This window comes from Borrelia crocidurae, from assembly GCF_000825665.2.
GTDB lineage: Bacteria > Spirochaetota > Spirochaetia > Borreliales > Borreliaceae > Borrelia > Borrelia duttonii.
The window spans coordinates 617,763-633,237 of sequence record NZ_LN609267.1; the positions used below are offsets into that span (position 1 = coordinate 617,763).

The 15,475-nt window shown below is 26.7% G+C and carries 11 protein-coding genes and 1 pseudogene; 7 read left to right on the forward strand and 5 right to left on the reverse strand.

Annotated elements, in window-relative coordinates; all coding sequences use genetic code 11:
* Positions 1-236 (reverse strand): annotated as a pseudogene (locus tag BN1173_RS04625) (ComEC/Rec2 family competence protein); the annotation flags it as partial.
* 157 nt (positions 237-393) lie between these two features.
* Here BN1173_RS04625 and BN1173_RS03020 point away from each other — a divergent pair.
* Both BN1173_RS03020 and BN1173_RS03025 read left to right on the forward strand, forming a co-directional pair.
* Complete coding sequence (locus tag BN1173_RS03020; protein ID WP_246040041.1) at positions 394-1,071, forward strand: CPBP family intramembrane glutamic endopeptidase; 678 nt, start codon at positions 394-396, stop codon at positions 1,069-1,071.
* 18 nt (positions 1,072-1,089) lie between these two features.
* Positions 1,090-3,021 carry an AMP-binding protein gene (locus BN1173_RS03025; protein ID WP_040236516.1) on the forward strand — a complete coding sequence of 644 codons (1,932 nt, stop codon included), beginning with the start codon at positions 1,090-1,092 and terminating at the stop codon, positions 3,019-3,021.
* A 31-nt stretch (positions 3,022-3,052) separates the two neighbouring features.
* Here BN1173_RS03025 and argS read toward each other — a convergent pair whose 3' ends face one another.
* The 3 genes from argS to BN1173_RS03040 are packed head-to-tail and all read right to left on the reverse strand — an operon-like array spanning position 3,053 to position 7,616.
* Positions 3,053-4,810, reverse strand: coding sequence for an arginine--tRNA ligase (gene argS / locus BN1173_RS03030; protein WP_040236518.1), 1,758 nt, complete (start codon positions 4,808-4,810; stop codon positions 3,053-3,055).
* A complete protein-coding gene (locus BN1173_RS03035; RefSeq protein WP_040236520.1) occupies positions 4,803-5,381 on the reverse strand; it encodes a hypothetical protein in 579 nt (192 codons plus the stop codon). The genes argS and BN1173_RS03035 overlap by 8 nt, the downstream gene beginning before the upstream one ends.
* Positions 5,382-5,396: 15 nt before the next feature.
* Positions 5,397-7,616, reverse strand: coding sequence for a methyl-accepting chemotaxis protein (locus BN1173_RS03040; protein ID WP_040236522.1), 2,220 nt, complete (start codon positions 7,614-7,616; stop codon positions 5,397-5,399).
* Positions 7,617-7,812: 196 nt separating this feature from the next.
* Here BN1173_RS03040 and BN1173_RS04855 point away from each other — a divergent pair, with 196 nt between their 5' ends.
* On the forward strand, positions 7,813-8,157 hold the full coding sequence (locus BN1173_RS04855) for a hypothetical protein (RefSeq protein ID WP_246040042.1): 345 nt from the start codon (positions 7,813-7,815) through the stop codon (positions 8,155-8,157).
* A 113-nt stretch (positions 8,158-8,270) separates the two neighbouring features.
* A complete protein-coding gene (locus tag BN1173_RS03045; RefSeq protein WP_246040043.1) occupies positions 8,271-10,013 on the forward strand; it encodes a methyl-accepting chemotaxis protein in 1,743 nt (580 codons plus the stop codon).
* Position 10,014: 1 nt separating this feature from the next.
* Here BN1173_RS03045 and murB read toward each other — a convergent pair whose 3' ends face one another.
* Positions 10,015-10,920 (reverse strand): UDP-N-acetylmuramate dehydrogenase, encoded by a 906-nt coding sequence (gene murB, locus BN1173_RS03050; protein WP_040236525.1) that lies wholly within the window; start codon positions 10,918-10,920, stop codon positions 10,015-10,017.
* 217 nt (positions 10,921-11,137) lie between these two features.
* Here murB and BN1173_RS03055 point away from each other — a divergent pair, with 217 nt between their 5' ends.
* The 3 genes from BN1173_RS03055 to glyA are packed head-to-tail and all read left to right on the forward strand — an operon-like array spanning position 11,138 to position 15,383.
* On the forward strand, positions 11,138-12,583 hold the full coding sequence (locus tag BN1173_RS03055; RefSeq protein ID WP_040236531.1) for a cysteine--tRNA ligase: 1,446 nt from the start codon (positions 11,138-11,140) through the stop codon (positions 12,581-12,583).
* A 3-nt stretch (positions 12,584-12,586) separates the two neighbouring features.
* A complete protein-coding gene (locus BN1173_RS03060; RefSeq protein WP_040236527.1) occupies positions 12,587-14,140 on the forward strand; it encodes a DNA-binding protein in 1,554 nt (517 codons plus the stop codon).
* Positions 14,130-15,383: a serine hydroxymethyltransferase gene (glyA, locus tag BN1173_RS03065; RefSeq protein ID WP_040236530.1), complete on the forward strand. Its 1,254-nt coding sequence runs from the start codon at positions 14,130-14,132 to the stop codon at positions 15,381-15,383. The genes BN1173_RS03060 and glyA overlap by 11 nt, the downstream gene beginning before the upstream one ends.
* Positions 15,384-15,475: the final 92 nt, after the last annotated feature.

Genomic DNA, 15,475 nt, shown 5'->3' on the forward strand with positions numbered 1-15,475 from the left:
GAGATATAGATAATAATGTTTGTTATTTGGTAATAATTGTTTTCAAGTGTATTAAAAATTAAACTAATTTCAAAAATTATAAGTAAACTTGTGTTGATTATAAATGTTAGTGAGAGATGAGCATTTTTTTTGATTATAAAGATTAATATTGGAATTATATTTAAGTATATTAAATTTAGTTTTAGATAATATCTTATTGATAAACTTAATGCACTGATTATAAATAAAAAAATCACTAGAAATCTCTTTTTGAAAGTATGTTTTAAATATATCAGATCATTAATATGTTAGATCATTTTTGTATTAAGTATTATAAAGTTTGACAATCGTGTATTTATATATCTATAATTTATCATGACATTGTTGAATAAATACCCTGTAAAGTATGCTTTTTTGGAAATCTTATTATCTTATTTTATAGTGACTCGTATTTCCCCTTTTCAAAATGTTAATGTTGACCTTTGGAACTTTAATAAAAATCATTATTCTTATTGGTTGTATAGTTTTTTTAAAATTCTTTTTATTGTGCATTTTGCCAGGTTAACAAGTTCTTGTGATTTTAGGGAGGAATTTTATATTCCAAAATTTAAGTTTGTTTTCGTTTGGCAAGCATTTGCAATTTTTGTTAAGTTGCTTGTTTATATTTTTTTTGTATTAATTATTTTATGTCTGTGTTTTTTATTTTTTACATCAGAGTCCGTGATACCTTGGATGGAAATGGGTAGTTCTGGTTTTATTTGGGAAATCAAGAGTACTCAATCACTTCTTTTAATGGTTGTTACTTCTCTTTTTACAGGAGGAGTTGAAGAGTTGTTTTTTAGATCTTTTTTTATTACTAAACTTAAACAAATGGGAATTTCTTTATTCATTTCGAGTTTGATTAGTAGTGCTGTTTTTGCTTATGGGCATTCTTATTATGGATTTGTTGGGTTTTTTATGTCTTTGATCTTTGGGATAATTTTTGCTGGTATGTATTTGAGATATAAAAATGTATATTATTCAATTTTTGTTCATAGTTTTTATAATGTCTTTGTTAGTTTTTTACTTTTTTTGTCAAATTACTCAAAGTAGCTTTTATAAGGAGGTTTTATGCTAGATACTGTTCCTAAACGTTTCAATGAAATTATAGGGCTTTATGGAGATCTTGATATCTTTATTTATAAAGAGAATGATTCGCGAGATTTTAAGAGGCAAATATATTCTGATTTTTGGAAAGAAGTTAAGAGTGTTGGATCTGGTCTTTTGCATTATGGAATGAGGAAAGGAGATAAAGTGGCTCTTATTTCTGATTCAAGAAGGGAATGGATAATCATTGATATAGCTGTTATGAGCTTAGGTTGTATTGATGTTCCAAGAGGTAATGATTCATCTGAGGATGAATTGACTTATATTATTAATCATTCTGAATCGAGTTTTATCTTTGTAGAGAATGCGAAACAGTTACAAAAAATCATTGCTAAAAAACACGATCTTAAATTTGTTAAATATGTTGTGGTTATTGATGATGATAAGCTTTATGAAGATAAGTTGGGGAATATTACAATAATTTCTTATAGGCAATTATTAAGTTTGGGGCATGATTATTTAAAAGATTATCCTAAAATGTTTGATCTTGAACTTGAGAAAGTTTCTGGAAAAGATGTTGCTACTATAATATATACTTCAGGAACAACAGGCTTTCCAAAAGGTGTTGTGCTTCGTCATGAATCTTTTATTTTTCAGTTAGATAGAATTAATGATTATTTGCCGTCACTTGAACCAGGTCAAATAATGATATCTATACTTCCTCTTTGGCATTCATTTGAGAGAACTTGCGAATATATAGTTGCTCTTAATGGTCTATCAATTGCCTATTCTAAGCCTGTAGGTCCTATTTTGCTTAAAGATTTTGCAGCTTTAAATCCTCATGCGATTATTTCTGTACCAAGAATATGGGAAGGAATAAGGGCTGGGATTATTAAAAAAGTATCAGAATCATTTTTAAAGAAAATTTTATTTAATTTTTTCTTGAAAGTGGGAATTTTTTATGTAAAGCTTATGGAGAAGTTTTTAGGACTTGTTCCTCTTTATAGAAAATCCAACTTTTTAATTTCGTTTTTTGTGAAGATTATTTATCTTATAGGATTAATTTTAGTTTTTCCTTTTAAATTTTTGGGACATATTTTGGTTTTTAAAAAGATAAAAAAAGCACTTGGAAAAAGATTTATATTTGGTATTTCTGGTGGGGGAGCTTTGGTAGATTATGTTGATTATTTTTTTAAGGCTGTAGGTATTGTTGTCCTTGAAGGTTATGGTCTTACAGAAACGGGACCTGTTTTGAGTGTGAGGCGTCTTAAGTCTCCTGTTGCAAATACTGTTGGGCCTTTATTTCCAGATATTGAGTATAAAGTAGTTGATCATAATGGTAATGTTTTGCCACCAGGTGAGAAAGGTGAACTTTGGGTAAAATCCCCGCAGGTTATGAGTGGTTATTTTAAAGATGAGACTATGACAAGGGAAGTTTTAACAAGAGATGGTTGGTTTAAAACGGGAGATTTGGTTTGTGCTACGATTAATGATGAAATTTCAATTGTTGGAAGGAGTAAAGATACAATTGTTCTAAGAGGTGGAGAAAATATTGAGCCTGAACCTATTGAGCGAGCTTTATCAAAATCTGTGTTTATTGAAAATGTTGTGGTTGTTGGACAAGATCAAAAATTTTTAGGAGCTATTGTTGTACCTAATTTTGAGGTTCTTGAAAAATGGGCTATTTCTAGTGGAATAGCATTTTCTTCTCATGATGATTTATTATCCAATGAACTTGTGAATAAATTTTATTCTAAATGCATTTTGGATATTGTTAATCCTAAATCTGGATTTAAAAGTTTTGAGAGAATTGTTGGATTTGTTTTGTTAAAGGATGCTTTTGTTATTGGTGACGAACTTACTAATACCCTTAAACTTAAGAGGTATTATATACTTGAGAAATATAATAAGAAGATAATGTCTATCTTTAATAAAGATGATTGTGAATTATTATAATAGATTTTTAGTATATTTAAGTTTATAAAATTTACATTTTTTGTATGTAAGGTATATTAAGTAAATGCATGCAGTTTTTTATTGTTTGTAAGACTGCTTTTGCTAGAGCAATTCTTGCGTGTGTGAGTTCAATGTTATCTTTATCTATTATTTTTGTATCTTGATAATATGTGCTGAAGTTTTTTGCAAGTAAATAAGAATAATTAGCTATTATTGAAGGATTGCGATCTTTTGATGCTTTAATTATATATTCTTCAAATTCGGAGATAATTTTAATTATTTCCCATTCGTTTTCATTTACTAGTAAATCAAAATTAGTATTTTTGTTAGGTAAATTTAGATTGTTATATTTGTCAAGTATGCTATTAATTCTTGCTCCTACATATTGAATATATGGACCTGAATTTCCTGTAAATGATAAACTTTCTGTTTTGTTAAATAATATGTCTTTGTGTATTGCTGTTTTTAATAAATAGTAGTGAATGGCTCCCAATGATATATTTAATGCAAGTTTTTGTAAGTTTTGTTCATTTTCATATCTTTTTTTGAGTTCTAACATAGTTGATTGACTTAAATCATGAATTAAATTGTCAGCATCAATTATATTTCCTTCTCTTGATTTCATTTTGCCCTCAGGCAAATTTACCATTCCATATGATAAATGTATTAAATTATTTTCGTTAGTAACTCCTAATTTATCTGCAACATAAAATAAAGTTTTAAAGTGGTGAATTTGTTCACTCCCAACCACATAAATCATTTCATCGAAATCAAATTCGTTTTTTCTAGCTACTATATTTCCTAGATCTTGAGTTAAGTAAATAGATGTGCCATTAGCTCTTAAGAGCACTTTTTGTTTAAAATTTTGATTGTCTATATTGTTTTTTTCTGTAGGTATGTTGATGCATATTGCTCCATCTTCTCTTTTATAACATAAACCTTCTTTTAATCCATTAATTACAACTTCTCGTCCAATTTTAAATATTTCACTCTCAAGATAAATTTTGTCAAATGTAATGTTTGTAGTATTATATGTTTCTTTAATGCCGTCAATTGCCCATTTATTTAGTTTTGTCCAAAGTTGAACTGTTTTTTCATCTCCTTGTTCCCATTGACATAGTAGTTGTTGTATTTCATTCTCTGCTATTTCACTATTTTGACTAGCATATTCATTGTATTTTACATAAAAGTCGCCAATTAAATGGTCTCCCTTTTTTTGTGCAATTTCAGGGGTTATATTATTCCCAAATTTTTTGTAAGCAAGCATTGATTTACAAATGTGTGTTCCTCTATCATTTATTAGATTTATTTTTGTTACCTTGCTACCAGAAGCCTTTAATATTCTTGACAAACTTTCTCCAATAATGTCATTTCTAAGATGTCCTACGTGTAATGGTTTGTTTGTATTTGGTGATGAAAATTCTATTATTGTCTTTTTATTTTGGAGTGAGTTATTAGCACCATAATTTTCTTGTTCTTTATTGACTTTCTTGATTGTGTTTTGAATGTATTCTTTTCTGTTAAATTTTATGTTTAAATAGGGACCCATTGATTTTGTTTTATATTCATTTCCAATTTGTTTTATTATCTCTTGAGTGATTACAGGCATGCTTAGTTTTAATATTTTGCTAAATTTAAATATTAGTATTGATAAATCTCCCATTTCACTTTTTGGGGGTTTTTGCATTACTATATTTATTTTGTCTAATTTGATATTTGAACTTAATGCAAGTTCTTTTATTGTTTTTTGAATTTTATTTTCTAGATCTGCTTTTATTGTTTTAATCATTCTTTTGTCCTTTAATGTTTTTTAAAATGCCCAACAATAGAAAGATTAAAGATGTTATTAAAAAAATATTTGAACTATAAGCTGGTATTTTTGTTATGTTGTAATTTTTAATAATTTGAAATGTAATATTAAACAATTTCAAATTGCCAGTATTTAATATTTCTCTGAAAAATGAAATTATTGTACTTAGTGATATAAATATTATTATGGGTGATTTTGAGTATTGCCATATGCTTGGCGATTTAAAAGGTTCATTTTTGTGAAAAGAGATTATTATAACTGTCAAAATAGGTATTGAAAATCGTAAATTTTCATAAAGAATAGGCGTTACATATTGCATAAATGGATAAGTTATACTGATAACTAGTCCTATTATTAGTAGGTAAATTTCTAGTATGTGATTTTTAAATTCTATTTTTTTAATAATTACTGCTGGCAATAAAATGCATAGTGATATCCAAGTTGATATTATTGTTCCTTCTAAAAAATTTTTAGTATATGCAAAAATTGGAAATAACATTAAAGATGTTTTTAAGTACTTGTCTGTTATGTAAAATGTTGTTTTATTCATAAAATTTACCTTGAATTATTTTGTTTTAAATTGATTTGTATCTGTGTTAATTTTTGTAATATGATCTGAATTTGTTGTTCCAAAAGTTTTGATACTTTCAATGGCTTCTATTAGTTTTTTGATCTCTTCTTTTAATCCTTTCATTGAGTTTGATACAGTAATATTAATTTCTCCTAAACCTGATACTGTGTTTATTATTTCTTTATTTCCTCTAAACATTTCATTTGAACCTATTTTTACTTCATATGTTATTTCTCTCATTGTGTTTAAAGCTTTTAAAATTTCTTGGCTACCGATTGATTGTTCTTGCATGGTATGATTTATTTCTTCTATGACTTGAACCACAAGGTTTATTGAATTAAATATTTGATTGAAAGCTTTATTTGTTAGTTCTGATGTTTTAACTGTCTGGTTAATAGAATCCATTATTTCATTTATTGATGCTGCTACTGATTCTGATTGTGAAGTTACCTGTTCTGCAAGATCTTTTATCTCTTCTGCAACAATTGCAAAACCTTTACCAGCCTCTCCAGCATGAGATGCTTCAATAGCAGCATTCATGGATAGTAAGTTTGTTTGGCTGGCTATAGATGATATTAGTGCATTAGCTTCTTGTAGTCTTGTTGAATTTTTATAGATATCTTTGATTTGCATAATTATTTCTTCTTGTTTTTTTCTTCCATCATCAGAGAAGGCTTTAAGCTCTTCTGTGCTTTTTGCTGCTTTTTGTGTTATTTCTGTAACTGATTGTATGCTTCCTATCATCTCTTCAATAGCCGAAGATGATTCTTCAACGCTTGAAGCCTGGGTTTCGATTGAATTATCAAGTGATGCAATGTTTTTAGATAGATTTTCAATTGTATTTGTTGTGTTTAAAATAAATTCAACTTGTTTTTCTATTTCTCCTTGTGTTTTTTCTATATATCTATTTGAATTTGTTATTGTATCATAAGCTTTATTTATTTCGTTAAATAATAAATCACCATTGTCTTTTAACAGCTTGACCCTGCCTTGTAGCGAATTTATTACGTTTTTTAAGTTTTCAATGAAATATCCAAAATGGTTTATGGTTGCACTTATTGAATCTTTTCCTTTTGAGTTAATTTTAATAGTTAAATCACCTTCTTTAACTTTTGGAATAATATTGTTAAATAGAAATATGTTACTTGATATGATTAATTTTATTATTTGTAGTTTCATAAAAAATCTAATNNCTATTATAAACAAAATTATTATTGATGCTGACATTAATTTGATGTTGTTAAGTTCGTTTGAAAATATATTGTTATGATTCATTTGTATTGCTAGATACCAAGATGAAGATGTAAGTCTTGTTATAGATATTATGTTATTATTGTTGCTAATATTGTAATTACTTTTTCTTTTAGTCATTGCATTAAGTAGTGGGTTTGTTATATTTGTATTGTTTTCAAATAGGTCATTTATGGATAATTTGATGGGCTTAAGTGTATCTTCGTTTTTTTCGCCAAAAATTTCTCCTTGATTGTTCATTGCATATATATTGAAGTAGTGTGAACTTTTGTGATGATTGTCTTTTTCCAGTAAAGACCTTTCTAATAGCATAAATATATTATTTCTCAGTTGTTTAATGTGTTCTAATATGTCTACATATAAAACAACATATCCATTATGATCCATTCGTTCACTTTGTTCTAATTTTATGTTTGCATCATTTGTGTCATATAAATCGTGTTGTTCTTTTTGAGGAAGTTTGTAAATCATTGGTATATAGTATTTGTTATTTATTATTGTTAACTCTTGGTTTAGTATAAGTGTATGATGATTGCCTATGTTGTTGTCTTTTTGCATTTCTTGCAGGTTTATGTAGGTATGAAGCCTCCTCTCATTATTTGAATATAATATTTTACCATTTTTATCTGTGTATTCTAATATCTTTATATAAGATGGAAATGAACTTAATTGTTCACTAGTTATGATATTTTTGAAATGTTCATTTTGTTGTTTATTTATATTTTGATTGTGATGTTTTGCAAAGTTGTCAATAGCTATTAACATGTTTCTTGTATCTCTAGAGAAACTTTTTATCATTATGTTATTTACAAATTTCGTGAAATTTTGAAGTTCTGTTGTTATGATTTTTTTGTATCCACGTTCTAATAATATGAAAATCGTCATAGCAATAATTATTGTGTAAATTACAATAACAATATTAAATTTATAAAAAAGAGTAGAACTAGAATGGTTTCTTTTCATTTAAAGCCTCGCAAAACTTTTTACAAAATATCATAACTTACTAGTATTATATATATTTNNGTATATAATAATATACAAATTAAAGTCCAAAGATTCTTTAAAAAAGAAAATCTAAACNNNNTATTTATATTATACTATAATTCGTTAACATGGCTTGAAACTTTATTTTTATGGATTGAATTTTGGAGAATTTTTTATGCGTGAGGATTTGGTAAATGTTAAATTAAAAAATATGAGATTTTTTCTCTATCTCATGCTTTTTATTTTTATTTGCTTTGGTTTTTTGTTTCTAGGTCAAGCTTATTTAAATTATAGACATGAATATTTAAATCGTATTGAGGCTGATTTTAAACTTTTTTCAAGTAATGTGGCTTTTAAGATCAAGAATAAATATGATGGTGCTGTTAGTGTTTTGAAAAATTTGATTAAGGATAATAATGTTTTAAATGTATTACATAAGGTTTCAAATAATTTTGTTTCAAATGTCGATTTAAGATTTATAGATTTAAATACAAGTATTGCTACTTTTTTTAAGTTCTAAAGGATTTAATGATATAAGTAAAATTTTTCAACATATTCCTCTTGAAGCTAATTCTTTAGAGGGAGTTTTTTATATTCCTGTAGAAAAAAATGTTTTAATTTCAAATAAAAATTTTGCGATATTTAGATATAAATAATATTATTGAGGATCCAAGTTATTTTGTACCTGTAAAGGAGCGTAGTGTTTATTATTCAAGTTATAAGAGAGTAAGAAATAAGCTTTATTCTCTTGTAAGTATGCCACTTATAAATGATAATCATGCAGTATTAGGAGTAATTTGTTTTTTTGTTTGTTTTGATAGTTTATTTGTTGATATTGCAAATCAATTAAATTCTTATTTTAAACTTAGCAATAAAAATTATGAATTTTTTATGATTGATAGAGATTTTCAACCTTTATTGTTAAATCTTAATGACTTAAATATTAATAATTTTTCAGAAAATTATGCAAATAGTGTGTTAAGTAGTGTTATAGAAGGTGTTAGAAGCGATCCTAATATTGTTAAAAAAATTTTAAAGCATAATACTTCTTCTTATTTTTTAAGTACTTCTCAGATTGCTGGACAGGTGGTTCAAGGCGTTATTTTTAATATGAATCATGTTCCTTTGAAATTTCAATCAAATGCAATATTTTTCTTAGGTTTTATATTTGTTGCTTGTCTTATCATATTTTGTCTATGTATCAAGTTTGTTTTACCCTTTTTTAGTGATTTTAAAATGTTAATTGAGCAAAAAAAGGAAAGAGAGGATATTTTAAAGCTTGATTCTACCTCAGAATTCAAATATAAATCTTTTATCTTCTCTTATATTAATACTGAATTTGATAATTTGTTTTCAAAGACTACTAATATCATTAATAATATTAAATTTTATGTACAGGAATTAAGAGGACGTTTAAACGAAATTAATATACCAGAAGAAAGTATAGAAAGAGTGCATAATAGTCTTACTACTTATGATGGTATAGGAGATGCTTTTTCTAAATTTGAAAAAGCAGTTATGAATATTTTAAAAGATTTTGAATCGACATCTAATCCAATTAATGAGCATAATAAAAATATATTGGATATTGCTGCTAAATTTGAAGAGAATACTAATGCTTTTTATGCAATAGATAAAAATTTAGAAGTTTTTAATAAAGTTGTAGTGTCAAATTCTGCAAGTATTGATACAGTAAAGAGTAAAGTTTTTGAATTGAATTCTGTATTTGATAGTGTAAATAAAAATTTCTCCGACCTTTTGTCTCAAACCAATAATCTTCAAAGTGCAAATAAGCTTTTGGTGTTAATATCAGCTCAGACTAATATGCTTGCAATGAATGCAGCTATTGAGGCAGCAAAAGCAGGGGATGCTGGTAAGAGTTTTGCGGTTGTTGCGGAGGAAATTAGAAAACTTGCTATTAATTCTGGTAAGTACTCAACGACTATCAAGGATGAACTTAAAAAGGTTAATAATATCATTTCAGTTATAAGTGCAGAAATTGATTCTATTTATAAAGATTTCATTGATATTCAAGATAATATTAATAATAATTCTATGCAACATGAGAGAATTAATGTTACTCTTGCTAAACATGTGAGAGAAATAGGTGAATTTAAAGAGCAGTATTTAGCTCATGACATTAAAATTAAAGACACTAAAAATATGTGTAAAGAAATATTTAATAGTTATTTTGTTATTAGTGGCAAATTTCATAATTTGAATAGTGATCTGAGTGAATTTGAGGTTTCTAAAATGAGTTTAGATGCATTAGAAACTTTGCGTGAACATATACTTTTGATTAATGAGTTTAAAGAAAAAATTGCTAGAATGAGAAATGTTGTTGAGAATATGAATAATGAATTTTGGGATGTGTAGTTTAATTTTTCTGATTAAATCCTATATATAGTATTTCTTCTTCAAGTAAAAACCCTGTTTTTATTTGAACTTGAGTTTTTATTTTATCAATAAGTGTTTTAACCTCTCTAGAGGTAGCGTTATTATTATTAATTATAAAATTGCCATGATAATGTGATACTTTTGCTCCTCCAATTTGGAGTCCTTTTAAATTGCATTCTTCAATTATTTGTCCAGTGGGTTTTAAAAAATTTTTATTGTTTTTAAATGTGCTTCCGCTACTTGGAAAGAGGTAATGTCCTTTATTGATTCTTATTTGCTTATTTTGTTTCATAATTTTTTCAATATGTTTTTTATTACCTTTCTTTAAATTTAGCGTTGCTTTTAATATTGCAGTATTTTTGTTTTGAAAAGGCGAAATTTTATATGCAAATTCATTTTTATTAAATTTTTTACATATAAAATTTCCATTTTCATCTATAAAGATGATTTTATCTAATATGTCAGAAATTTCACTTCCAAAACATCTTGCATTCATCCAAATTGCGCCCCCAAGTGTTCCAGGAAGTCCATATATAAACTCTAGTCCGCTTAATTCATTTTTCAATGCAAAGTTACATAGATCGTTAAAATTGGTTCCGCATTCTGCAGTAATTTGATTGTCATGAATTTCAATTTTATTTAAATGTTTAGTGTAGATAATAGGAAAATTAATTTCTTCTTCATCGTTTATTAATAGATTTGAGCCTCCCCCTAAAATAAATATTTTAATTTTTTCTTGTATTGCTGTTTTAAATATATGTTTTGCATCTTCTATTGTTTTAGGGGTTAAGAATAATTTAGAAATACCCCCTATTTTATAAGTTGTGTAATTTGCCAGATTTGTTGTTTGAGGTTGAATATTTATCTTTTTAAGAAAATTACTTATATTCTTTAAATTTGTTTACTAAATCAAGATAGATTAATTTATTTTTTTCAAATTTTGATTGTTCTCTAGACGTAATATGGTTATATAGAATAAGTTATATTTGTCAAATTGTTTTAAATGTAATAGACTTGTTATAATAAGTTATATAAAGATTTGTGTCAGTCCTAAGTTTTTTAGGATATCTTTTGAATTTTAAACTTAATTTTTGATGGTATTTATGCTTCTTAAGTTATACAATACAAAAACAAAATGTTTATCTGAAGTAAAGAACTTAAGTGAAACTAAGATTTATGCTTGTGGTCCTACTGTTTATAATTATGCTCATATAGGTAATCTTAGAACTTATATTTTTGAGGATCTTCTTATTAAATCTTTAAAGTTATTTAAGTATAATGTTAATTATGCAATGAATATTACTGATATTGGGCATTTAACAGGTGATTTTGATGATGGAGAAGATAAAGTAGTAAAGGCTGCAAAAGAGAGAGGTCTTACTGTTTGTGAGATTGGCAAGTTTTTTACAAAAGCTTTTTTTGATGATTGTAAAAAGTTAAATATTTTATATCCTGATAAAGTACTTGTTGCAAGTGAATATATTTTGAATATGATAGAAGTAGTCAAAGTTCTTGAAAAGAATGGGTTTACTTATTTTGTAAATGGTAATGTTTATTTTGATATTTCTCGTTTTAAAAATTATGGACAAATGGCTGGCATTAATCTAAATGATATTAATGAAAATTCCGTTTCTAGAGTTGAGTTAGATCTTTCAAAAAGGAATAAATCAGATTTTGTTTTGTGGTTTACAAATTCAAAATTTCAAAATCAAGAAATGAAGTGGGATTCTCCTTGGGGATTTGGCTATCCAAGTTGGCATTTAGAATGTGCAACAATGAATTTGAATTATTTTAATAGTACTCTTAATATTCATTTGGGAGGTGTTGATCATATTAAAGTGCATCATGTAAATGAAATAGCTATAATGGAATGTTATTTAGGTAAAAACTGGTGTGACATGTTTATTCATGGTGAGTTTTTGATTATGGAAAATGAAAAGATGTCAAAGTCAAATAATAATTTTATTACTATTAAAAACTTAGAAGATGAGGGATTTTCACCTTTAGATTTTAGATATTTTTGTTTAACTGCTCATTATAGAACACAACTGAAATTTACATTTCATAGTTTAAAAGCTTGCAAAGTGGCTAGAGAAAATTTGCTTAGTAAGTTGACCTCTTATTATTCTTCATTAAGTCAATTTGATATTAGTTTACTTAGTCAGGATGATGAAAATGTTGAGTTTCTATTGGAACATAAATATTATGATAGTTTTTTAGAAAGAATAGCTTTTGATTTGAATATTCCTAAAGTGTTGGCTTTGCTTTGGGATATTGTGAGGGATAATAATTTAAGCTCTCTTTCAAAACTTAAACTTGCATTTAAATTTGATGAAGTTTTGTCTCTTGGATTACGGGAAGAAATTTTGAGAGAAATTGACAGGAGTAAGATAGTTATTGATGATGTTATGAATTCTTTGATTGAAGAGAGACGATTTGCCAAATTGAAAAAAGATTTTAAACGTGCTGATGAAATTAGAGAATATTGTCGTTCTAAAGGTTTTATATTAATTGATACTGAAGAGGGTACTAAAGTTAAGCGAGGATAGTTTTTGGCAGTATTTATTAGAGGACAATATTTTATTTTAAGTTTAATTTTTTTAATTTTTTTTGGTTTATTTGTTTTTTCTGGATTTTTGTTTTATTTAAAGCCTGTAATTTATGAAATATCACCTATGCCTGCTTCTCATGAAGATGTAATTGTGATTAAAGGACGTAATTTGGGTGATAAAATTGGAGAAGTTAATATTAATGATCATTATTTAGTGAAAAGTAGTATTATTAGTTGGAGCAATGAGAGAGTAGTTTTTAAAATTACTAATGAAATTAATTCTGGGCTTGTTTTTGTAAAAAATAGGCAAGGTATTAGTAATGAGCTTTTTCTTGTTATTAGTAGACAAGTTCCAATAAAACTTGAAAAAGACAATAGTCCTTTTCTTTTTTTTGAGGAAAATTTAGTTGTAATGACAAATACTCCTGTTGTATTGAGGGGTAAAAATTTAATGTCAGATTCTGGAATTGTTGAGATATTTATTCAAACCAAACATGAACTTTATAAAGTGCTCTCTAGAGATATATTGAGTTTAAGTGAGATGGAGATAAGATTTATTCCCCCTAAAACTTTGAATATTAATGGTGAAATTTTTGTAGTGGTTGATGAACTTAAGAGCAATAAACTTCCTTTTAAATTTAATGAAAATTTTTTTGCATGGAATTTAAAGAAGGGTAGAAATTTTAAAATTTCCCATGAAATTTCTTTTTTAAAGAATAAGCATAATAGTTCTAATGAAATATTAGATAATATTAATTTTAATATTTTTTATTTAAGTCCAGTTGAAAATGAAAGACAAAAAATTCAGTTTGCAGATAATAATGGAACTTTATTGAATTTAGATAATTTGTTTTTTAAAAATTTGAAATCAGATAAGTATCATTTTAACTTTGAAGTTAAGACTTTTCAGTTAAATTTAGATATTTTTGATGTGAAAGCTTTGGAGAGTATTAGGGTAAGTACAGATGCTAATATACGTGAGTTTAAAACTTATGTTTTAGATAAAAGAGATCATTATTTATCTTATGATTCGTTTGATTTAACTTCAATTAATTTGAATGTCAATAATAAAGATTCCGCTTATGAATTGGCAAAATCTATTATTGATGCTTTAGTATCATATTTTACACTTGTAAATAATGATTTAGCTTTAGATAAATCTATTGAGATGAAAGAAATTTCAGTTGATAATTTAATTTTGCTTACTAATTTATTGTTTTTTAGACATAATATACCTTTAAGAAATGCTATTGGATTTTATTTCGATAATAAGTCTTCCAAACTTCAAAAACATATTTGGTGTGAGTTTTTTTTAGAGCATATTGGTTTTATTTATTTTGATATAATAAATGCAGTATTATCTAAGGATAGCTCAAATTATTTTTTGAATATGTCAGAGAATTATATCCATTATGGATATAGAGAAGATTATGATAATGATTTATTATTAGATGAATATGTTGATTTGGTGTTGTTTAAATATAAAAGCTTAACAAGTCATGATCATTCTTTGAATTATAAGATTACTTTGGAGGAAAATAGTAATGATAGATAACATTCTATTTGATTTAATTGAAAGAGAAGCTAAAAGAGAGCGAGAAAATATTGAGTTAATTGCTTCAGAGAATTTTGTTTCATCAGATGTGAGACAAGCTGTTGGAAGTGTTTTGACCAATAAATATGCCGAAGGGTATCCTTCAAAGAGATATTATGGTGGATGTTCTGTTGTTGATGATATTGAAAATTTAGCCATATCACGAGCTATGGAATTATTCGGTGCAAGTTATGCTAATGTTCAGCCTCATAGTGGTTCTCAAGCTAATATGGCTGCTATAATGTCACTTATTAAGCCTGGGGATAAAATTCTTGGGATGGAATTGTCTCATGGTGGTCATTTGACACATGGTAGTAAGGTTAGTTTTTCTGGTATGTTTTTTGATGCATATTCTTATGGTGTTTCAAGAGATTCTGAGATGATTGATTACGATGATGTTAGAAACATAGCTAAGGCATGTAGGCCAAATTTGATCATTGCTGGTGCATCTTCTTATTCAAGAGAAATTGATTTTAAGAAGTTTCGTGAAATAGCAAATGAAGTTTCAGCTTATCTTTTATGTGATATTGCTCATACGGCAGGTCTTGTTGCTACGGGTTTTCATAATTCTCCTATTGATGTTGCACATTTAACTACAAGTACTACTCATAAAACTTTAAGAGGTCCTAGAGGAGGCTTAATTCTTGCAGGTAAAGAGTTTAATACGATGATCAATTATAATAATAAAGAGAGAACTTTAGATTCAGCTGTTAATTCTTGTGTTTTTCCAGGAACTCAAGGTGGACCTTTAATGCATGTTATTGCGGGCAAAGCAGTGGCTTTCAAAGAGGCATTAAATAAAGAGTTTAAAGATTATATTTTTAGGGTTATAGAGAATACTAAAGCTATGGCTGAGTATTTTATTTCAGAGGGTCTTAGAATAGTTAGTGGTGGCACAGATAATCATTTGTTTTTGGTTGATCTTAGTGGTTTAGGTATTACAGGATCTGATGCTGAGAAGATTCTTGAAAGTGTAAATATTACGCTTAATAAAAATGCAATTCCTTTTGATTCTAAAAATCCTTCTGTAGCTTCTGGAATTAGAATTGGTGCTCCTGCTATTACTTCACGAGGTTTAAATAGGGATGATTCTATTAAAGTTGCTCATTTTATTATTAGAGCTTTAAAGACAAAATCTACGGATGAACTTAGAAAGATAAAACAAGAAGTTATAGGGTTTATTAGTAGTTTTGATATGCCTTAATTTGCATTTATAGGTTGATTGTTGCAGTGTATAATTTATTTCAGATTATCTTTTTATTGTTGCCATTTATTTTGATTTTTAGTCCTTTTATT

What these genes read in the sequence shown, in the direction of transcription:
- BN1173_RS03025 (WP_040236516.1), top strand. Translation starts at nt 1,090, where the DNA reads ATGCTAGATACTGTTCCTAAACGTTTCAATGAAATTATAGGGCTTTAT.
- argS (WP_040236518.1), bottom strand. Translation starts at nt 4,810, where the DNA reads ATGATTAAAACAATAAAAGCAGATCTAGAAAATAAAATTCAAAAAACA.
- BN1173_RS03035 (WP_040236520.1), bottom strand. Translation starts at nt 5,381, where the DNA reads ATGAATAAAACAACATTTTACATAACAGACAAGTACTTAAAAACATCT.
- BN1173_RS04855 (WP_246040042.1), top strand. Translation starts at nt 7,813, where the DNA reads ATGCGTGAGGATTTGGTAAATGTTAAATTAAAAAATATGAGATTTTTT.
- BN1173_RS03055 (WP_040236531.1), top strand. Translation starts at nt 11,138, where the DNA reads ATGCTTCTTAAGTTATACAATACAAAAACAAAATGTTTATCTGAAGTA.
- glyA (WP_040236530.1), top strand. Translation starts at nt 14,130, where the DNA reads ATGATAGATAACATTCTATTTGATTTAATTGAAAGAGAAGCTAAAAGA.